Genomic DNA, 21148 nt, shown 5'->3' with positions numbered 1-21148 from the left:
CGACGCCCACGACCTGCTACGTTGCGCCGGCGAACCATCCGGACCGAACTCCGCTCCGACGCCACCATCCCCACGCACAAGGCCAGTTGATGTTGCGCCGGCGGCGCCCCGGGCTGATAGCGTTCCGTGCCGTCGGCGGCCGCGCTGCACCCCGCCGGGCCAGTGACAGCACGTCACCGGCTCCGGCAACCCCCGGCCTCGACGCCCTGAAGCCCGGCCGCGCCGTACGGGGTCGACCCGCCGCTCGGACCCACCGGTCCGAACCCGGCGTCCCGGTCCCGCGACTCGGCCCTGCAGCAAGGAATCAGATGCCAGGCATATCGGCCCACCGCACGAGCCACCGCGCCGGCCGGTCCGGCTCCCTCCGCAGCCCGCTCCTCGCCCTCGTGCTCGTCCCCAGCCTGGGCCTCGCCGCCGCCTGGGGCTACGCCGTCTACCTGCTGCGCGGCTCCGGGGAGCGCACCGCGCTGCTGGCCGGCAGTGCGGCCGTCGCCCTGGTGGTGCTGATCAGCCTGTTCCGCGGCGTCCGGGCCGCCTGGACACTGTCCGCGCGGCTGTCCGAACTGCGGGCCGACACCATCGCGCTCGCCGAGCAGGAGATCCCCGAGGTCGTCAACCGGTTGCGCACCGGGGAGCAGGTGCCCGCCCCGACACTCTGGGCGCCGTCCCGGCGGACCGGCGACGACATCCAGCAGACCTCGGACGGCCTCGCCGCCGCCCGCCGGGCCGCCGTCGCAGCCATCGTCCACCAGGCCCAGGGCCGCGAGGGGACGAAGAGGGTCTTCCTCAACATCGCCCGGCGCACCCAGATCCTGATCCACCGGCAGATCAGCATGCTGGACGCGCTGGAGCGCGAACACGAGGACCCGGAGCTGCTGCGCGAACTGTTCGCGGTCGACCACCTGGCCACCCGGATGCGGCGCAACGCCGAGAACCTGGTCATCCTGGGTGGCGCCCTGCCCGCCCGGCGCTGGCGCAGCGCCGTGCCCATGGTCAACGTGCTGCGCAGCGCCGTCTCGGAGACCGAGAGCTACTCCCGGGTCGTCGTCCAGGGCGTGCCGCGTGTCTCACTCGACGGGCAGGCCGTCGCCGACGTCATCCACCTGGTCGCCGAGCTGATCGAGAACGGCACCACCTTCTCCCCGCCGTACACCCAGGTGCAGGTCTCCGCGCAGGAGGTCCCCGAGGGCCTGTCGGTCGAGGTCGAGGACCGCGGGCTCGGCATGACCGAGGAGGAGTACGAGCGGCTCAACGCGTACCTGGCCAACCCGCCCGAAATGGACGTCTCCGCACTCGGCGACGACCTGCGGCTCGGCCTGTTCGTCGTCGCGCGCCTGGCCTCCCGGCACGACGTCCGGGTCTCCCTGCGGCCCTCCCCGTACGGCGGCACCCGGGCTGTGGTGCTGGTGCCTGCGGCCCTGCTGGAGCAGGCCGGGCAGTCGGCCACGGTGTCCGGGCTGCCGTCGGGTGCCCGGATCACCCGGGCCCCGGCGTCCGGCCCGCAGCCGGGGGCGGGGGCCGGTTCGGGTCCGGGTTCCGGTTCCGCGCTCGGTTCCGGGCCCGACGGCTTCGGACAGGCGCCGGCAGGCGCGACGGCCGCCGGGTCCGGCGGACTGCCGGTCGGTGGCCAGGGGGCTCCGGGGCCCTTCGGCGCCCCGGGGGCTCCTGCCGTCCCCTACGCCCCGGTCACGCCCCAGGCCCCGGCGGCGCGCACCACGGACGTCGCCGGTCCGGGCGCCGCGGGGGTCGGCGGTGCCGTCCGCGCCGACGCACCTGCCAACGGGGGCCTTCCGGTCGGTGCCGAGATCCCCGGACTGCCCGGCGCGGTGGTCGTGCCCCGGCCCGTCCTGCCGCGCATGTACGAGCTGTCGGGCAGTCCGACGGTGGACCACGGCGCCACGGCACTGCCCGGCAACGGCCCTGGCGGCGGCCCCGGCGGCGAACCGAGCACCCCGCAGGTCCTGCCGCGGCGGGTCCGCAACGTCGTCCGGGGAGCCGAGGAACAGCAGTGACGGCGCGGCACACCGTGCCCCGGCGCGGCCTCGGCCGGCTGCCGGAGCAGTCGGGCCGGGGCGGGGCCTGCGCGGGCTCCTGCGTGGGCAGGCCGCAGCGGCCTCGGGCGTTGGTGCGGGTTCAGGCGTTGGCTCAGGCGTGGGCGTTGGCTCAGGCGTGGGCGTTGGCTCAGGCGTTGGTGTGGGCCGGGTGGAGCTCGGCGAGCGACTCGACCAGCGGGGCGAGCTCGGGGACCTCGGTGGCGTCGGCCAGCGTCGTCTCCAGGGCGGCGTCGTGCACCGGGCGGGCGGCCGTCAGCAGGTCGCGGCCCTCGGGCGTCAGCTCGGTGTAGATGCCGCGCCGGTCGTCCGCGCAGAGGAAACGGCTGAGCAGGCCCCGGTCCTCCAAGCGGCTCACCAGCCGGGTGGTCGCGCTGCTGCTCAGCGCCGCCGCGCGGGCCAGCTGCTGCATCCGCATGTGCCAGCCGTCCTGGCGGGAGAGCGCCTCCAGCACCGTGTACTCGACCACCGAGAGCTTGAACTCGGCCTGGAGCGCCTTCTCCAGCGCGGTGTCGATCATGCCGTGCAGCGCGGCGAGCGTCCGCCAGCCACGGGCCCGGACCTCGGCCGCATCGTCGCGGATTCCCATGACTCGCCTACCCTTCCGTCGCGCTGGGCGTACCGTGCGCCGGACGAGGCCCTGTGCGAGAGCTCCTCCGGTGTCGTCCTGGGACAAGTATGCCAGTTGGCGCGGAATATCGGTCTGTGCAAATAGTTCGACTTATACCCCGCCCGGGTCCTCGCTCCGACGACCACTGCTCCGGGGCCTCAGCCGTGACGATGCCGGGAGACCTCGTGGAGCAGCCGGCAGCGGGGGGACTCCTCGCCCACGGGGAGGCTGCCTTCCGTGCCCGCTCGGTTCCGGTCCGACTCCGGTGAGACCCTGCCCGGCCGACGCTCAGGGCGCCGACCGGAGCACGGAGCCACACTCCCCCTGCCTTCCCCCGGGCGCCCCTCACCCCTCCCCGGACCAGGCCGCCGCGCACAGCGCCGTGGCCAGCTCCTCGGTATAGGAGGCGGCGGTCAGCCAGGCGGTGGCGAAGGCCTCGTGGTCGTCCGTGACGATCCGGCCGAAGACGTCGCGGTCCCGGTTGACCGCGGCGGCCCGCAGGCCGTCGAGGAGCTCGGCGGCGGTGGCCAGGCCCGCGGCGCGCAGCAGACCGCGGTCGGCCGCCGCCGAGGCCTCGCTCGGGGCGAGGGCGTGCCGGCCGCTGGTGACCGTCTGCTCGACCCGCCGGCCGAGCACATGGACGGGCGGGCCGTACGGGGCCGGGGCCGGGGCCGTCGGATCGTTCGCCAGGCCGTGCCCGGGGGCGGAGGCCGTCGCGAGCCCGGGGGCGGAGGTCGCGGGCGCTGCGAGGTCGGCGGTCTGGAGGCGTTCGAGGCCGAGGTTGACCCTGGCCGCCCGGTCCGCGGGCAGGGCGAGCGGGTCGGAGGTGTCCGGCGGCGTGCCGATCGCGAGCAGGCGCAGCTCCGGACGGTCCGCGCGCTCCAGGCGTCCGATCACCCGCAGCCGCAGGCCGGGCGCGGTGGCGAGCAGCGCGAGGTTGGCCCGGAACGGCAGGCCGGGGTGCTCGTGCGCCGGACGCAGGACGATCACCGGACCGCCGGCCGCCGGATCGCCGGTAGGGCCGCCGGTCGTGCAGCGCGCCAGCAGTTGCGGCGTCCCGCCCGGGCCGGTGGGGGCGGTGCCCAGCAGGGTGACGTCCAGGAACAGCAGGTCGCTCCCGGCCGGGCGGCTCTCGTAGGGCAGCTCCTGCGCCGCCAGCGCCCGGGCCACCTGGGCGGGTGCCGGTTCGGACCACAGCCGGGAGGCCGGCTCCGCCGTCCACGCCGCGCCCGCCGCGCGGACCGCCCGTACCGAGGCACCGGCGCCCAGCCGACCGCCGGTGGACCTGGTCGCGCCCTGGACGGCCAGCCCGGCGCGGCTGAACTCGCGGTGGCTGAGCGCGGTGTCGCCCAGCCGGACCGTCCGGTTGCCCGCCCCGAGCGCCTGCGGGGCGGCGGCGGACGCCGCGTCGTCGTGCGGCATCACCTCGGCGATCGTGCTGAGGCGTCCGTCCGCGTCCACCGCCCAGCTGACCGCGCCGGCATGGGTGGCCGTCAGCACCGGCTCGGCGAACAGGCCGTAGAGCCGCAGACCGCCCTCCTCCCGGTAGGCCTGGCGCGCGGTGCCGCGCAGCTCGGCGACCGGGGTGGCACCCGCGGCCAGGGCGGTGGTGAGGCCGAGCAGTTCGCGCAGGCCGGCCACCAGGTCCACCAGGCGGTGGTCGGGCGCGCCGGAGCGCGCCGCCCGGACCCTGGTCGCGACGGTGACGGCCGCCGCGGCCGGGCGGTGCAGCCCCGCGAGGCGCGCCCGGTGGGCGGCCCGCAGCAGCTCGGCCTGGGAGACGGCGCCCGCGCCGCTCACCCCGGCGGCCAGCACGGCGGCCGCGGCGCCGTGGAGGTGGCGGACGGCGGCGAGTTCGGCGGCAGTGAGGGGGGCGGGGGCCGGTTGGCCGGCCGACTCCTCGGGAGTGTCCCGGGCTCCTTCCCGGCCTGCCGTGGCTGCCGTCCCGGTGCCGCTCCCGGGCTCTGACTCGGGCTCGACCACGGGCTCGGGCTCGACCTCGGCCTCGGCGAGCGGGCAGAGGGTGACGGCGGCGGCCCGGTGCACGCAGGCCGGGGCGAGTAGGCAGCCACAGCGGACGTCAGCCTCCCCGGCGATCACCCCGCCCGGGGCGTGCAGCACGAGCACGGTCTCCTCGTCCACCTCCACCCGCCACTCGTCGCCCGCCCGGGCCACCGACCGCTCCGCCAGCTTCGCCGCCGCGCCGTCCAGCCGCTTCTGCAGCCGGGCGCTCAGCCCGGCCACCACCTCGGCGACCACCTCGGGCCGCACGCCCGGCCAGTCGCTCGTCCGCGCCGTCATGCTCATCGCACCTTCTCCCCCACCCAGCGGGCCAGTTCCAGCGGGCTCAACGCCGCCACGGGCATTCCGGCCGCGACCAGTCGGCCCGCGACCGCCTTCGAGTAGCGGGCCGTCCCGGTGTCGTCCAGCGCCGCGCAGCCGAGCAGGTGCACACCGGAGTCCACCAGTGCCCGGGTCTGGGCCAGCAGCCCGCCGACCGGCCCGCCCTCCTCGAAGTCGCTGACCACCGCGATCAGCGTGCGGGACGGCACCGTCACCAGCTCCCGCGCGTAGCGCAGCCCGCTCGCGATGCTGGTGCCGCCGCCGACCCTCACTTCGAGCAGCAGGCTCAGCGGATCGTCCACCCGCTCCGTGAGGTCCAGGACCTCCGTGGAGAAGGCGACGAAGTGGGTGCTCAGCGAGGGCACCCCGGCCAGGATCGAGGCCGTCAGCGCGGCCCACACCGTCGAGGCCTCCATCGAGCCGGAGACGTCCACGACCAGGATCAGCCGCCAGTCGTTGGCCTGCCGCGCCCTGGTCCGGAAGACCGGGCGCTCGGGCACGATCAGCGTGCCGCCGTCCGGCGCGGGACGGGCGGTGGCCAGGTTGGCCCGGATGGTCCGGTCCAGGTCCAGCCCGCCGCCCGGGCGGCGGGACGGGCGCGGCACGGCGATCCCGGTCAGGGCCGGGCGCAGCCTGGTGGCCAGCTCCCGGCTCAGCTCGTCCACCAGGCGCCGCACCAGCGGGCGCAACCGGGCCACCCTGGCCTCCGGCAGGCCGCCCGCGTGGTCCAGCACGGTGCGCAGCAGGTCGACGGACGGGCGGACCGCGGCCGGGTCGATCGCCTCCAGGACGTCGGTACGGCCCTGCGCGACGGCGGCGGCCAGCACCTCCTCGCGCATGCCGGGGCCGAACAGCGACTCCAGCTCCTCGGCCCACTCCCGCACCCCGGGGTACGGTGCCTCGCGGCCGCCCCTGCCGCCCCGGCTGTCCAGGCCCGGGCCGGAGCCCTCGCCGTGGCCGCTGCCGTACAACTCGTCCAGGGCGGTGGCGAGTCGGGCACCGCGCGTGGTCAGACCGCCGTTGCCGGGGCGGCCGAGGAGCAGCCGCCAGCGCTCGGCGGGGGCGAGGGTGCGGGGCGGGCTGGTCGTGGTGAGGAGCCGCCCCGGGGCCGTGGGCGGCGGTGCGACGTCCGTGGCTTCCGAGGGCATCGGGAATTCCGCGGGGGCCGGAGGGAGGAGGCCGCGACGGGCGAGTGCCGCACGCGCCGTGAGGTCCGCGCGTACCCAGCCGGCGAGCACGGCGGGCCCGGCCTCCTCGGGCAGCGCGGCGAGCCGGGTGCCCAGGCGCTCCTCGACCAGGGCCAGCAGCCGGTCCCGGGCGGCCGGGCTGAGCGTGTCGAACCCTCCGCGCAGCGCGGGCAGCCGGTCCAGGAAGGCATCGTCGGGCAACGAGGTGACCCGCTCCAGCACCGGTTCCAGCGCCTGCGGCGCGAAGGCGAACAGCCCCTCCGCAGCCGTCAGCAGACCGACCAGCGCCCGTCCGAGCGCCTGCCGCGCCTCGGGACCGGTCGCGCCGTCCACCCAGGAGGCGGCCCGGCCGCCCAGCACGTCGGCCGGCTCCTGCCCGAGCAGCACCCGTACCGCACCGGCCGCACCCCGTACCAACGGGCTCCCGTGCTCGGCGAGTTCGGCCAGCACGTACGCCAGCCGCACCCCGCCGAGCCGGTCCGCCCGCCGCACCAGCTCCACCAGCGCCCGCGCGTCCTGCGGATCGTCCGACCCGCCCAGCCCCTCCAACTGCCGCACGGCGGCAGCGGTGAGCACCTCGCCGGCCGCGGTGAGGACGGGCCGGTCCGTCGGCCCGGAGAGCGGGCCGGGATCGGTGCCTCCCCCTGGGGCGAAGCCCGGGAAGTGCCCCGCGGCCAGGCGGTCGAGGAGGGCGAGTGCGTCGAGGAGGTCGGAGAGGGTGGCGGAGGCGGGGAGGACGGTGGTGAGTTGGGCGAGGCGGGTCTCGGCGAGGGCGGGGAGGGCGCAGGAGGCGGCGGCGGTGAGGCCGTCGATGATCTCGCGCGAGGTCGGCTGGTCGGTGAGGCGGGCGCGCAGGGCGCCTTCGGCGGCCTGGGCGGGGGTGACGCCGCGGGTGCCGGCGACGGTGAGCATGGCGGCGGTGGCGGGCGTCCAGTGCAGGCGCCAGCGGGTGCCGAGGGTTTCGGTGCCGCCGGCGCCGGTGGTGGCGATGGGTTCGGCGTAGGGGACCTCGCAGACGGTGAGGCGGTGCAGCAGGATTTCGCGGCGGCGGTCGAGGTCGCTGCGCAGCGGGTCGAGGCGCAGGTCGCGCGGGCCGGGGTCGGTGGGGCCGGGGAGGCCGAGGTCAGCAAGGAGGGTCTCGACGGCCGGGGCGAGTCCGCTGCGCGGGGCGGCGGGGGTGGGCCGGCCGGTGCGGGTGCCGACCAGGACCTGTTCGAGGGCGCGGGCGACGGCCCGGCCGCGGCCGAGGGGTTCGCCCTGGGCGAGGACGGTCTGCACCGCTTCGACGAGTTCGCCGCGGCCGGGGGCGGCGTGGCCGCGCAGCCGGGCGAGGTCGCCGGCCAGGCGGACGATCTCGCGGGCGTCGGCCGGGCCGCTGGGGTGGTCCTGGGCGCGCAGGGCGGCGCAGATCCGGACGGCGGTGGTGGTGAGCGCCTCGACGAGGCGTTCCGGGTCGCCGCCCGCGTCCAGGACGGTGTGCTGCCACTCCGGGTCGCGGATGCCCGCCGGGTAGCCGGAGCGGGCGTCGAGCAGCGGGTAGGTGTACGGGATCAGGGACAGGACGTGCCCGGGGTCGTCCGGGTGCGGCGGGTCCTCGGGGGCGAGGGGCCCGTCCAGCAGGGCGGGTGCGTGGAAGGCGCCGATCACGGCGGCGACCCGGCGCCCGCCGGCCGAGGCGGCCTGGATGCGGGCCCGCATCCAGGCCTCGCGGCGCAGGTCGTACGGGTCGACGCCGGGGCCGGTCTCGGCGTCCCGGCGCAGTGCCCAGCCGACCATCAGGGCGGCCCGCCGGACGGCCTCCGGGGTGGAGCCGGGGGCGGCCGTCTCGACCAGGCGGTCCCACAGGTCCTCGTCGGAGTCCCGGCCGGTGAGACGGTGGCGCAGCGCGTCGGCGACGCCGGGCCGCTCGGCCCGGTCGGCGGCCCCGCCCCGCCCCGGCCCGCCGGCCGCCGTGCGGGCGGCGCGGTGGGCGAGCGGGAGGTCACAGGCGATGGCCTCCACCCCGTTGCGCCGGGCCCAGCGCAGGGCGGCGAGTTCCGGGGAGAAGTCCGCGAACGGGTAGAACGCGGGCCCGGCCGTCTCCTCCGGCCCGGCCGGGGCCGCCGCGAGGGCGACCGGGGCCTGGGTGGCCTCGTCGGCGAGCCAGCCGAGCCAGGGCTGGAACTCGGCGGGCAGCTCGACCAGGACGGCCTGCGGCCGGGCGGCGTCGAGCAGCGCGGGGACGACCGCGCTGAGGGACGGCGCGTGGTGGCGCACGCCGATCAGGTGGGGCCCGGGGCGGCCGGTGCCGGAGGCGGCCAGTCGGTCGGCCTCGGCCCGGACCGCCCGGTCCGCGTCGCCCGGGCGGGAGATCTCCGCGCTGCTCATCGGATCAGGCCTCCAGTGCCGAGCGGAGGTCCCAGAGGGTGCGCCAGGTGGCGGCGCCCTGTTCGGCGCGGCGGCGGACCGGGCCGTCCCAGTAGCCGAGCAACCGGGCCGCGTCGGACGGGTCGTCCTTGCGGACCACGCCGAGGAGCTGGCCGGGCAGCCGGCCGAGCAGGTCCCCGCCGTCGGGCAGGTAGGCGGCGCTGACGCCGAGCGAGGTGGCGACGGAGACCGCCTCGGCGGTGCTCATCACGGTGGACGGGCGTTCGACGTCCCAGCCCTCGGTGGAGCGGCCGGTGCGCAGGTCACGGAAGGCGGTGACCAGGGCCTCCAGGACGGCGTCGTCCACCCCGTAGGCGGCGCCGGCCCGGGCCACGGCGGCGGTGGACTGGCGGCGGACCAGGTCGACCTCGGCGGCGAGGCTGCCGATCGGGCCGACCGTCTCGAAGTTGAACCGCCGCTTGAGCGCCGCGGACATCTCGCTGACTCCCCTGTCCCGCAGGTTCGCGGTGGCGATCAGGGTGAAGCCGGCTGCGGCGTGCAGCTGCGCGTCCGGGGTGCCCGCCAGCTCGGGGACGGCGATGCGCCGCTCCGAGAGCAGGGAGACCAGGGCGTCCTGGACCTCGGGCAGGCAGCGGGTGACCTCCTCGACCCGGGCGACCGCGCCGGCGCTCATCGCGGTGAGCACCGGCGAGGGGACGAGGGCCTCGCGGCTGGGACCCTTGGCGAGCAGCAGGGCGTAGTTCCAGCCGTACTTGAGCTGGTCCTCGGTGGTGCCGGCGGTGCCCTGGACGGTGAGCGCGCTGGTGCCGCAGACGGCGGCGGCGAGCAGCTCGGAGAGCATGGACTTGGCGGTGCCGGGCTCGCCGACGAGCAGCAGGCCGCGCTCCCCGGCGAGGGTGACGACGCAGCGCTCGACGAGGGCGCGTTCGCCGACGAACTTCGGCTCGATGACCAGGCCCTTGCGCCCGGCCTTGAGCTTCTCGCCGCCGCTGCCCATGACGAAGGTGACCACGGCACGCGGGGTCAGCCGCCAGCCGGGCGGGCGCGGGCCGCTGTCGTGGGCGGCCAGGAACTCCAGCTCGGCGGCGTACTTCTCCTCGGGAGGGACGGTCTGCCGGTCCGCGGCGGTGCCGGCCGCTCCGGTGGTGGTCTCGGTGGCGGTCATCGGCGGGCCTTCCTGCGCTTGCTGGTCTGGAGCTCTTCGTAGCCGGGGGTGTCGCCCTCGACGGTCCGCTGCCAGGCCCGGGCGAACAGCTCGGGGACGGGCAGCGGGACCACCGCGGGCCGGTGGGTGGGCAGTTCGTACAGGGCGGCCTTCCAGGTCTCGGCCGGCAGGGCGGGGGCCTTGGCCTCCTGCCAGCCGCCGGGCAGGAAGAGGCTGCGGCCGGCCCGGGCGCGCTTGGCCTCCAGCACCAGGTCGGTGGCGGCGAGTTCGGCGCGGGCCTTCTTCAGCCGGGCGGGCTTCCAGCCCGTCCAGCGGGCGGCGTTGCGGTCGGTCGGGTCGGGCAGGGCGAGCAGCTGGAGGTAGAGCGTGGCCGCGTCCTCGCCCAGGCCGTGGGTGCGGGACACCTCGGCGACCAGCTCGGGGACGGACAGCTGCGGGTTCTGCAGCCAGGCGGGGCCCTCGCCGGTGGCCGGCACCGCGGCGGCGGAGGCGGCCAGCCGCTCCGGCTCGCCGCGCAGCACGGACTCGATGGCGCGCCGCTCGGTGGAGAACCAGTAGCTGCCGGAGAGCCCGTCGAGGAGTTCGAGCAGCGGGTCGTCCGGGCCGGTGAGGGCGGCCGGGCGCAGCCAGATCCGCTCGAAGTCCTCGTGGTACGGCGTCAGGACGAGCGCCGGGCCGCAGCGGACCAGGCCGTCCGGGTCGGCGCCGCCCTCGGCGGGCAGGCCGAAGTGGGTGCGCAGGACGGCGGCCAGCGAGGCGCCCTTGACGGTGCGGATCAGGTCGAGGTCGAGCAGCAGCTCCTGGTCCGCCAGGCGGTCGCGCAGCGCGGTGGCGGCGGTGGGCAGCAGCGGGCGCAGCGGGCTGTCGGCGGGCAGGTGGTAGGCGAGCCAGCGCAGCGCGCCGATGGTGGAGCCGAGCGCGCCGGTGTCGGGGACGGCGGAGGCATCCTCGGGGAACAGTCGGAGGCCGGCCCCGCCCAGGTCGGTGAGCCGGAAGCCGGTGCGGCCGGTCAGCCACGGGGTGTGGGCGGGGTTGAGCACCGCCTCGACGGTGTCGATGGACACGCCCTGGACGGTGGCCAGCGCCTCCTCGGGGAGGGTGACGAGCCGTCCGAAGCGCCGGTTCCACTCCTCGGCCCCGGCGGCGACGTCGGGGCCGTCGGTCCACAGCGTCTTCGGGTCGGCGGGCAGCAGGGCGCCCCAGACGGCGGCGAGGCCGGTGTGGTCGTGTCCGCGCAGCCAGGCCCGGGCGGCCTTGAACTCGCCGGACTTGAGGCCGAACTCGGCGGGCATGGGGTCGCCGTTCCAGTGCAGCAGCCTGGCCGGCGGGCTGAGCAGCAGGGCGGAGCGGGCGGTGCCGATGCCGGTGAGCTCGCTGAAGGCTTCGGCCCTGGCCTGGTCCCACGGGACGCTGCCGCGCAGCGCGGCGACCCGCCAGAACTTGGCGACCCAGGCCGCGTCGACCAGTTCCTCGGTGCCGCGCTCCTCGACGGTGGTGAAGTGCGCGACGGGCCCGAACTCCCCGCTCGGGTCGTGGTCGACGGCGAGCCAGTGCACCGTGCCGTCGGTGAACTGTCGCTGGTGGCCGAGGATGACGACGGTGCGCTCGCCGTGCCGCAGCACCTCGCCCTGGCGGTGGGCGTCCGGTCGGCCGCTGGTGGCGTTGGCGCCCGCCGGGGCCTGCTCGGCGAGGACGATCTCGCGCAGGGTGGTGCCCCGGTCGGCCAGTGGGCCCTTGGTCAGTTCGCCGAGCAGCAGGACCAGCGAGGAGCGGTGGGCGGGCCGGGTGAACGGCGAGGCCACCGCGTAGGCCAGGGCATGGACCTGGCCGAGCAGGTGCAACCAGCCGTGGTGGGCGTCGCCGCCGCGCAGGGTGACGTTGGCGGGGGTGGTCCAGCCCTCGCCGTTCGCGGCGGGCGGGGCGGCCAGCACGGCGCTGACGGTGCGCAGGTTGTTGAGCACCCAGCAGTTCCCGGACGAGCCCCAACCGCCGAAGCCGCCGATCTCGGGCAGCACGGCGTGGACGGCTTCGCGCAGTTCGTCGTCGCGGCCGTGGTCGGGCCGCCACTCGGTGTTCTTCGCCTTCTCGGGACGCTCGGCCTCCGGCTGCGGGACGAACCGGGCGACCTGGCCCAGCAGGTCGGCGGCGGCGCGGGCGAGCCCGGTGACGCCGGCCAGCAGCTGCGGGTGGGCGATGCCGGGCAGGACGGCGCCGACTGCCTGCACGGACAGGGAGCGGAGGGCCTTGTCGTGCCGGGCGAGCGGGCGGCGCACGCCCTGGACGGTGAGCCAGCGCTGCTCGTCCTCCGGGCCCGGCTCGGTGTCGACCGGCCAGGCGGCGTCGATCAACCGGGCGGCCTGCTCGGCGGTGACGGCGCGCAGCACCTTGGAGCCCGCCTCGTCGCGCGGGCGCAGGGCGTGCCAGTGCGGGTACGGCGGGATGAGCGGGGTGCCGGCGGCGGAGAGCTCGCCGGAGCGGCAGGGGCGCAGGTCGGCGGTGCGGTCGGCGCGGCCGGTGAGGTCGGGCAGGTTGAGCGAGAAGTGGTCGCCGGAGGTGTGGCTGACCACCGGGGCGGCCGCGCCAGGCAGGGCGAGCCGGCCGACCGGTACGGTGGGCGCCCGGTGCCCGTCCAACGGCAGCACGATGCGCTGCCCGTCGGCGGTGAAGGTGGTGACGGCCTTGCCGGGCTCGACCCGGGCCCAGCTGCCGAGCACGGTGCCGTCGGTGCCGAGCGGGGTCCGCTCCAGGCCGGGCTGGAGCGGCAGCAGCCAGGTGCTGCCCTGGACCAGTCGGCCGGCCTGGGCGGTGGCGGCGATCACCGGCGGTTCGGCGGTGCGGCCCAGGGTGCCAGTGGCCGGGTCGAGTTCGCGCAGGACGGGGCTGCCGTCGGGGGCGTGGCGCAGCGTCCAGTACCCGGTGCCGTCGCCGAGGACGCGGTACTCCTGGGGCATCCGGGTGTCGCCGGCGTGCAGCGGGCGCTCGCCGGTGGTGCGGCCGCCGCCGGGCAGCTGGAGGGACGGTGCCTCGGGCTCCCGGTCGCCGTAGTAGTAGCCGGCGATGGTCTGGCCCTCCAGCTCGAACTGCTCGTCCGGGCGGCTGGACCAGTACGCGAGCTGCTTGCCCTCGTGGGGCCGGACGACCAGCAGCTCGCCGTCGACCAGGCGCAGCCTGGTCCGGTCGCGCCGGTGCAGCGGCTCGGGCAGGCGCAGGGTGTGCTCCAGCACGATGCCCTCCGGGCCGACCACGACGGCCCGGTCGAGGCGGGCGAGGATCAGGTACGGCCAGGCGTCCTCGATGATCAGGCCGGTCAGGCCGGCGACGCCCAGGCTGGGGACGGGGTGCTGCGGGGCGTCGGCGGCGGGCGGGTCGGCGAGTTTGCCGAGCGCCTCCTCCAGGGCGGGCCAGCCGAGTTCGTCCAGGATGCCGGCGTTGAGGGCGTCGGTGAGCAGCGCGGTGACGTCGAGGGCGGCGATCCGCTCGGCGACGGCCGGTGCGACCGTCCGGATGGCGGTGCGGTACTGGCCGAGCGAACGGACCAGGTCGGTGGCGCCGGCCAGGCCGCGGGCGGCGGACAGCTCCTCGGCGCGGTCCTCGGCCCACTCCGCCAACAGCTCGTTCAGCAGTGGCAGGGCGGGCGCCTGGCGCTTGACGGCCGTCTCCCAGGCGGACGGGGTGGCGCGGCGCAGCAGCGGCCGGAAGCGGTCGTCGGCGCCGACGGCGGCGAGGGCGGGGCTGTCGGCGCCGCACTGCGCGGCCCACTCGCGCAGGTCGAAGCCGAGCCCGTCCGGCGGGTCGGCCACCGGCACGCCCGCGCTCAGCAGCAGGTCCAGCAGGTCGATCCGGGTGTGGCTGGCGCGGATGCCGGTGAAGAGGTCGACCGGGACGGCGTCGGCCCGCAGCCGCTCGACCATCCGGCCGGCCAGGGCGAGGGTGGCCGGGCAGCTGGGCCGGGTGCGCCAGCCGCGGCCGTGGTGGTGGCACCAGCGCTGGAGCCAGGCGGCGGCGGGTTCGGCGCCCTCGGGGCGGGGGCCGGTCAGAAGTTCCTCGGCACCGGTCTCGGCGAGCAGCGACAGCCAGGCGGTCTCGTGCGGGGCCGGGTCGGAGGAGGCCGGGTCGGGCAGCAGTTCCAGCAGTCGGGCGCGGACCGCCGCGTCACCGCGGCCGAGCTCGACCAGCGCGCCGTGCCAGGACTTCCAGAACGCGGCGGGTGCACGGTTGACCGCCGGGGAGTCCAGCAGTTCGGCGAGCAGCGCCCGTTCGTGCTCGGCGCGGTCCAGCCCGGCGGCCTTGATCAGGGCGCGGGCGTCCTCGGCGACCCCGGCGTACGGGGCCATGCCGGCCGCGGAGCGCTCGGTGCACAGCTGGCGGAAGCGCTGCCAGGCGGTCAGCGGGTCGAGCCGCTGGGCAAGCTCCTTGACGTACTGGCGCAGCGACTTGACGGTGAGCGCGCCGGCCAGGGCGAACTCCAGGAAGACGGCGCGCAGCCGCTCCTCGTCCACCGTCAGGCCGTGGGTGCGCTCGGCCTCGCGGGCCTTGCCGAACCAGGCGGCGGCGTAGGTCTGGTTGCCGTGGCCGAGGAAGATCCGGCCGACCTCCTCGCAGAAGGTCGGCAGGAAGTGCGGGACGGCCCGGCCGAGGCGGACGGCGAGCTCGTCGAAGCCGTCCTTGGCGGCACCGGGCTTGGAGGTGGCCTGGCGGGCGAGCCGCTCCATCTCCTTGACCAGGGCGAGCGCGTGGTGGCCGTTGGCCGGGTCGTGGACCAGTGCCCAGGCGGGGAAGCCGAGCGCCTCCTGTCGGACCTGGCCGACCTCGGCGGGCGCGGGCTCCGGCGCCAGGCCGAGGAAGTCGAGGGCGAGGTCCTCGGCCTGGCCGAGCGCGCCGGGGACCAGCCGGACGATCCGGCGGCCGTCGAGCGCGGGGTGGGTGTAGGTGCGGGCGGTGAGCACGTCGGCGGCGCTGTCGGGGCGGCCGGCGTCGGGCAGGGTGCCGGACGGGAGCACGGCCCCGGCGTCGAGCAGCTCCTCGGGCGTCGCGGTGCGGCCGGCGCCGGTGCTGTCCGGGCCGGTGGTGGTCGTGGTCAGGCCGGTGGTGGTCATTCGGCTTCCTCCCCCTGGATCGTGCGGCCGGCGTACAGGGCGGCGGCCATCCGCATGCCCTCGGACCAGGCGACCGGTCCGATCTCGGTGAGCGGCAGGGCCCTGCCGTCGGGGCCGGCCCAGCTGAGCGCGCCGGTCTCGCACGCGTCGTACTCGTAGTAGTCGCCGACCCAGACCCGGGCCTCGACGGTGCGGCCGCCCTCGGTGACCGACTGGACGGCGGAGCCTCCGCGGACCCGGCAGCCGAGCCGGTTGCAGCGCCCGACCAGCTCGCGCAGCTCCCGGTAGCGGCCGCCGGCATAGGTGGTGACCTCGGTGCCGGCCGGCGGCTCCGCGGGCCGGTGCCAGACCTCGCGGTAGAGCTGCTGGACGCGCTGGGACACACCGAGCTCGACGGCGAACTCGCGCAGCTCGTCGAGGTCCTGGAGCAGGACGGGGTGCGGTATCAGCACCTCACCGTCGGTGAGGCGCACGGTGTCGCCGTCGAGGTCGACCAGGCCGAGGCCGCGCTCGGCGTCGGCACCGCGCAGGAAGCCGGCGACGGAGCCGTCCGTGGCGGTGACCACGAGGTCCTTCAGGACGCCCTGCCAGGCCTCGTCCGGCCACACGGCGGTGAGCACGGCGGCGGGCACCGGCAGCGAGCGGACCATCCAGCGCTCGACGTCCTCCAGGCAGCCGCGCTCGTGCGCGGCCAGCCACTCGGCGAGCTGCTTGAGCTGGGTGACCACCGGGTCGTCACCGAGCTTCGACGGTACGGACTTGAGGTCGCGGCCCGCCGCGTTGCGGCACACCACCCTGCCCTCCCCGTCGAGCGCGACGCGATACCCTCCCGCGCCCGTTTCCACCCATGCCACGGCCGTACTCCTCCCACCTGGGAAACACCTGTCGATCGCCTGCTGACCAGCGATGCGAGGAACGTAGCGAGGCCCACTGACAACGCGACGGGCGGGGTGACCTGGGCCCTGACATGCAGAGTTCAAACCACTCGAACGAGTGATCGAAGAGGAGAAGAAAACGGGGCGGCTGCCGGAAGGCAGCCGCCCCGTCAGCCCAGCGGCGCCCGGGGAACGATGACCGGAGCGCCGTCGCCCGGCGCCGCGAGCACATGGCTGTCGATGTCGTACAGCGCCCGCACCAGCGGCGCGTCCACTACCTCGCGCGGCGGCCCGCAGGCCACCACCGCACCGTCCCGCAGCGCGACCAGCAGATCCGCGTAGCGGGCGGCCGCCGCGAGGTCGTGCAGCACCATGACCACCGTCCTCCCGCCCGCCGCGACCCGGCGGACCAGCTCCAGCACCTCCACCGCGTGCCCGAGGTCGAGCGCGCTGGTCGGCTCGTCGAGCAGGACCACCGGGGTGTCCTGGGCGAGCACCATGGCGAGCCAGCAGCGCTGGCGCTGCCCCCCGGAGAGCCGGTCGAGGCGGCGGTCGGCGAGGTCCTCGACGCCGGTGGCGCGCAGGGCCCCGGCGGTCAGCCGCTCGTCCTGCGCCGACCACTGGCGGAACAGCCCCTGGTGCGGGTGGCGACCGTAGCGGACGAGTCCGGTGACGGTGACGGCCTCCGGGGCCTGCGGGCTCTGCGGCAGCAGCGCGACCCGGTGGGCGGCCTGACGCGGGCGCAACCGCCACACGTCCTCGCCGCCGACCAGGACCCGCCCGGTGTCCGGCCGGTGCAGCCTCGCGACGGACCGCAGCAGGGTGGACTTCCCGCAGCCGTTCGGGCCGACCACCGCCACCACCCGCCCGGCCGGGACGGTGAGGTCGACGCCGCTGAGCACCGGCCGCCCCGGCCCGTAGCCGGCGCCGAGCCCCTGGACCGTCAACTCCATGGCAGTTCCCCCTGACCGGTGCGGGCTCAGTTGGCGCCGAGCGCCTTGACGATGTCGCCGATGACCACGTCGGCGGCGAGCGGGCCGCCCCGGGTGGACCAGACCGAGCCGTCCACGGTGACGGTGTGGTTGTTCTTCACCGCGCCCAGCTCCTTGTAGGCGGGCTTGGACTGGACCTCCTTGAGCGCGGCCTTGCCGTCGTCGGTCAGGGTGGACAGGAACAGCCAGTCGCCGTCGATCTCGCCCAGCTTCTCCAGGCTGAGCGCCGGGCTGTGCGCGTTGCCGTCCTTGTCCTGCGCGGCCGGGCGGGTCAGGCCCATGTCGAGGGCCACGCCACTGGCGAACTGCTTCTTCTCCATCCAGCTCGGGCCGGTGGGGTTCCAGCGCACGATGGAGACCGCGGCGCCCTTGTTCCCGGCGAGTTCGCCGCCCGCCTTGGCGGCCTTGGCCTCGTAGTCACCGATCACCCTGTTGGCCTGGTCGAGCTTGTTGACGGCGTTGCCGATGCCCCGGAAGGCGAGCTTCCAGTCGTCGGTGGGCGCCATGGTGACCAGCGTGGCGGGGGTGATCTCGCGCAGCTGCTTGAGCACCTGCTCGTCCTGCATGTCGCCGGCCAGGATCAGGTCGGGCTTGGCGGCGATCACCTTGTCCATCACGGGCTGGAGCAGGTTCCCGACCACCGGGACGCCCTGCACCTTGTCCTTGAGGTACGCGGGCGGCTCGGCCAGCCCCTGGCCGTTGGTGATGCCGACCGGCTTGACGCCGAGGGCGAGCACCGCGTCCAGGTCCTCCTGGGTGAGAGTGAGGATCCGCTTGGGCTCGGCGGGGACCTCGACGGCCTTGCCGGTGGCGTCCTTGACGGTCCGCTTGCCGCCGCCATCACCGCCGCCCGCCGCGTCCGCTGCCGGGGAGGCGGCCGTGGACGAGCCCGAGGAGGAGCCGGAGGAGCCGCAGCCGGTGAGCAGGAGCGCGGCCGCCCCGGTGACGGCCAGCGCCTGGGCCGCGCGGCGGCGGACGGGGCTGAGCGGGCGGCGGGCGAACGGCATGGGTGCCTCCGGGCAATGGTGGTACGGGAGTTGAGCGACGTCCGGGCAGCTCGGCACGGTGGAGGTGCCCCTCGGGACGGCTCGGTCATTAGGTTAGCCTTACCTTATGACATTGTCGCAAGCCGGCGCCCCCGAAGCGCCCCCCGCCACCGCGCCGGAGCCCCGACGGCCCGGGGGCCGCACGGAGGGCGCCCGCCCGACCTGGCCGGTCGTCACGGCGGCGGTGGTGCTCCTGCTCGCCCTGGCCGCGCTCTCCCTGTCGGTCGGCGCCGGCGAAGTCGGCCCCGGCCGGGTGCTGGACTACCTGCTGAACCGCGACGGCGCCCGCGCCGACGGCCGGCTCGCCCTGGTCGTCGGCGACCTGCGACTGCCGCGCACCCTCACCGCCCTGCTGGTCGGCGCCGCGCTCGGCGTCGCCGGGGCGCAGCTGCAGTCCGTCACCCGCAATCCGCTGGCCGAGACCGGCCTGCTCGGCGTCAACGCCGGTGCCTCGCTGGGCGTCGTGCTCGGCATCGCCGTACTCGGCGTGCAGACCTCCTTCGGCTACCTCGCCTTCGCCTTCGGCGGCGCGGTGCTCGCCAGCACCGTGGTGCTGCTGGTCGCGAGCAGCCGGGGCGGCGGCTCCCCGATGCGGCTGGTGCTCGCCGGCTCCGCCGTCGCGGTGATCTTCCGCGGGCTCACCGACGTGCTAATCGTCAACTCCCCCGAGGCGTACGAGCGGTACCGGGTGTGGGTGCTCGGCTCGCTGGCCGGAGTGGAGGGCTGGACCACGCTGCGCCAACTCGCCCCGGTGCTCGGCGCCGGGTTCCTGCTCGCCGCGCTCACCACCCGGCCGCTGACCGCGCTCGCCCTCGGCGACGACCTCGCCCGAGGCCTGGGCCACCGGCCAGGCGCCACCCGGGCCGCCGTCGGCTTCGCTGTCACCCTGCTGACCGCCTCGGCGGTCGCACTGGCCGGGCCGGTCGCCTTCCTCGGGCTGCTCTCCGGCTTCCTCGCCCGCACCGTCGCCGGCCCGCGGGTCGGCCGGCTCACCCTGCTCGCCGCACTGTTCGGCGCCACCGTTCTGACCGGTGCGGACGTGCTCGCCCGGGTGGTGGCCCGCCCCTTCGAGGCGCCGGTGTCGGTGATCGTCGCACTGATCGGCGCCCCGGCCCTGATCGCGATCGTCCGCTCCCGGCACTCCGCAGCCCTGGCGATGGCCGACCCCGCCGAGTCCGCACCCTCCGCGCGCCGGGGCGAACCCGACCCGCCCAAACCGGACTTGGCACTGCGGTACGGCGCGTGGTCGCTGCTGGTGCCGCGCCGGGCGCTGCTGGCCTCGCTCGGCCTGGCCGCCGCACTGCTGGCCGCCGTGGTGGTCTCGGCGCACGCCGGGCAGAGCGAACTCGACCTCGCCCGCACCTTCCGGGCGGTGTTCGGCTACGGCGACCGGCTGGACGTGCTGCTGGTGCAGAAGTTCCGGCTCGGCCGGATCGTCGCCGGGCTCGCCGCCGGGGCCGCCCTCGGCCTGGCCGGCTGCCTCACCCAGACCCTCGCCCGTAACCGTCTGGCCACGCCCGAACTGCTCGGCGTCAACGACGGCGCGACGGCCGCCGTGCTGATCTCCGCCGGCGTCGCGGGCACCTTCGGCGCCTGGTGGGCGGGACCGCTCGGCGCACTGGTCGCCGTCCTGGTCGTCACCCTGGCCTCCGGCGGGCTCGGCGCGCGCGGCTACCGGGTGCTGGTGGTCGGGCTCGCCATGTCTGCGCTCGCCTCGGCCGTCATCCAGGTCGCGATGGCCCGGCGCTCGCTCAACTCGGCCGGCTCGCTGTACATCTGGACCAACGGCAGCCTCAACGGGCGGGACCTCTCCGTCGCCACGCCCGTGCTGATCGGGCTGGCGGTGCTGGTGCCGCTCGCGCTGGTGGTGGCCCGGCGGCTGGCGGTGCTGCGCTTCGACGACAGCGTCGCCTCCGCGCTGGGCGTCGACCCGGGCCGGGTCCGGCTCGCCTGCCTGCTGCTGGCCGTCGCGCTGGCCGGGCTGGCAGTCGGCGTCTGCGGGCCGGTCGGCTTCGTGGCGCTGGCCGCACCGGTGATCGCCGGGCGGCTGGCCGGGCCCGCACGGGTGCCGGTGCTCGGCTCGGCGCTGACCGGCTCCCTGCTCGTCGTGCTCGCGGACGCCCTGGGGCGGGTGCTGTTCGCCGGGGTGGAGATCCCCGTCGGCATCGTCACCACCGTCCTCGGCGGACCCTTCCTGCTCTGGGTGCTGCTCGGCCGCAAGGGCAGCCCCGCGTGACCACTTCCGGAGACCCCATTGTGAAGACCCTGCTCGTCGTCGTCCCCGACCCCCACGACCCCGCCTACCGCCTGGTCACCTTCGCCCACCGGGACGACGGCTGCGACGGCGTGCTCGCGCTGCTGCACACCGTCACCGACAAGGACCGCCATGCCGGGGACCTGACGCCGCACCTGATGAAGCGTCAGATCGACGGAACGTGGTCGATCACCTACCGGCTGCGTGCGGACCACCGCGCCTCCTACCAGCTGTACCCGTTCCGCGGCGAGGCCCCCGGCACCACCCGCCCCGACTGGCTGCGCGTCCTCGACCACGCCCGCCCGGACCCGTACGACACCGAACCCCGGCTGCCCGCCCGCGACGGCCGTCACCCCTCCTCGGTGCTCAGCCTGCCCGCCGCGCCCGCGCAGCCGTACGTGCGGCGGCGCGACGGCGTGCCGCGCGGGCGGACACTCGCCCGTACGGTGGCCGGCCGGCGGGTGGACGTCCACCTCCCGGCCGGCCACCGCGCGGATGGCGGCCCGTACCCGGTCGTGGTGCTGCTGGACGGCGAGATGTGGGGCGAGGTGCTGTCCGTCGGCGACACCCTCGACAACCTGACGGCGGACGGCGCGATCCCGCCGACCGTCACCCTGTTGGTGCACACCACGGGCCCGCAGCGCCCGGACGACCTCAGCTGCAACCCGGCCTTCGTCGACCTCCTCGCCGACCGCCTCCTCCCGTGGGCCGGCGCGGAGTTCGGCGCGAGCGACGACCCGGCCGCCACCGTGATCGCCGGCCAGAGCGCGGGCGGCCTCACCGCCGCCTACGCCGCCTACCGCCGCCCGGAGCGCTTCGGCAACGCGCTGTCCCAGTCCGGTTCCTTCTGGTGGCCCGACGAGACCGAGTTCGACGCCGGCAGCGAATGGCTGACCCGCCGCTTCGCCGCCGAGGAACGCCGTCCGGCCCGCTTCTGGATCGAGGTCGGCCTCCAGGAGTGGATGCTCCTCGCCCAGAACCGCCACCTGCGCGACGTCCTGACGGCCCGCGGCTACGAGCTCGCCTACCGCGAGTTCAACGGCGGCCACGACTACGCCTGCTGGCGCGGCGGGCTGGCGGACGGGCTCGCTCACCTGCTGGGGTCACCCGGAGGGATGGTTTCGGACTGATTCGCATACCTCCGGGCCATTGGGTGCCTAAC

General features: G+C 76.3%; 11 protein-coding genes. 3 read left to right on the top strand and 8 right to left on the bottom strand.

All coding sequences use genetic code 11. The features are described from left to right. Nucleotides 1-308: 308 nt before the first annotated feature. On the top strand, nucleotides 309-2012 hold the full coding sequence (locus tag ACIRRH_RS26755; protein WP_403072269.1) for a sensor histidine kinase: 1704 nt from the start codon (nucleotides 309-311) through the stop codon (nucleotides 2010-2012). Between the two features lie 169 nt (nucleotides 2013-2181). Here ACIRRH_RS26755 and ACIRRH_RS26750 read toward each other — a convergent pair whose 3' ends face one another. From ACIRRH_RS26750 to ACIRRH_RS26715, 8 genes are all read right to left on the bottom strand, one after another. Next, nucleotides 2182-2640 (bottom strand): MarR family winged helix-turn-helix transcriptional regulator, encoded by a 459-nt coding sequence (locus ACIRRH_RS26750; RefSeq protein WP_403072266.1) that lies wholly within the window; start codon nucleotides 2638-2640, stop codon nucleotides 2182-2184. 366 nt (nucleotides 2641-3006) lie between these two features. Continuing rightward, a complete protein-coding gene (locus ACIRRH_RS26745) occupies nucleotides 3007-4962 on the bottom strand; it encodes a hypothetical protein (protein WP_403072263.1) in 1956 nt (651 codons plus the stop codon). 2 nt (nucleotides 4963-4964) lie between these two features. Further along, nucleotides 4965-8558, bottom strand: coding sequence for a DUF5682 family protein (locus tag ACIRRH_RS26740; RefSeq protein WP_403072260.1), 3594 nt, complete (start codon nucleotides 8556-8558; stop codon nucleotides 4965-4967). Nucleotides 8559-8562: 4 nt separating this feature from the next. Next, on the bottom strand, nucleotides 8563-9723 hold the full coding sequence (locus ACIRRH_RS26735) for an AAA family ATPase (protein ID WP_403072257.1): 1161 nt from the start codon (nucleotides 9721-9723) through the stop codon (nucleotides 8563-8565). Continuing rightward, complete coding sequence (locus ACIRRH_RS26730) at nucleotides 9720-14819, bottom strand: hypothetical protein (protein WP_403072254.1); 5100 nt, start codon at nucleotides 14817-14819, stop codon at nucleotides 9720-9722. Before ACIRRH_RS26730 ends, ACIRRH_RS26735 begins: the two co-directional genes overlap by 4 nt. Then, nucleotides 14816-15673 carry a DUF4132 domain-containing protein gene (locus ACIRRH_RS26725; protein ID WP_403072252.1) on the bottom strand — a complete coding sequence of 286 codons (858 nt, stop codon included), beginning with the start codon at nucleotides 15671-15673 and terminating at the stop codon, nucleotides 14816-14818. Before ACIRRH_RS26725 ends, ACIRRH_RS26730 begins: the two co-directional genes overlap by 4 nt. Nucleotides 15674-15864: 191 nt before the next feature. Further along, nucleotides 15865-16647, bottom strand: a complete 783-nt coding sequence (locus ACIRRH_RS26720; protein WP_403072250.1) for an ABC transporter ATP-binding protein — start codon at nucleotides 16645-16647, stop codon at nucleotides 15865-15867. 26 nt (nucleotides 16648-16673) lie between these two features. After that, nucleotides 16674-17693: an ABC transporter substrate-binding protein gene (locus tag ACIRRH_RS26715; protein WP_403072247.1), complete on the bottom strand. Its 1020-nt coding sequence runs from the start codon at nucleotides 17691-17693 to the stop codon at nucleotides 16674-16676. Nucleotides 17694-17799: 106 nt separating this feature from the next. On the opposite strand from ACIRRH_RS26715, the gene fhuB reads away from it, so the two are divergent. Continuing rightward, nucleotides 17800-19968 carry a Fe(3+)-hydroxamate ABC transporter permease FhuB gene (gene fhuB, locus ACIRRH_RS26710; RefSeq protein ID WP_403072244.1) on the top strand — a complete coding sequence of 723 codons (2169 nt, stop codon included), beginning with the start codon at nucleotides 17800-17802 and terminating at the stop codon, nucleotides 19966-19968. Continuing rightward, on the top strand, nucleotides 19932-21116 hold the full coding sequence (fes, locus tag ACIRRH_RS26705) for an enterochelin esterase (RefSeq protein ID WP_403072326.1): 1185 nt from the start codon (nucleotides 19932-19934) through the stop codon (nucleotides 21114-21116). Before fhuB ends, fes begins: the two co-directional genes overlap by 37 nt. Nucleotides 21117-21148: the final 32 nt, after the last annotated feature.

The sequence above is a fragment of the Kitasatospora sp. NPDC101235 genome, from assembly GCF_044767505.1.
In the GTDB taxonomy this organism is placed as follows: domain Bacteria; phylum Actinomycetota; class Actinomycetes; order Streptomycetales; family Streptomycetaceae; genus Kitasatospora.
This window is presented reverse-complemented; position numbering and strand designations above follow the sequence as displayed.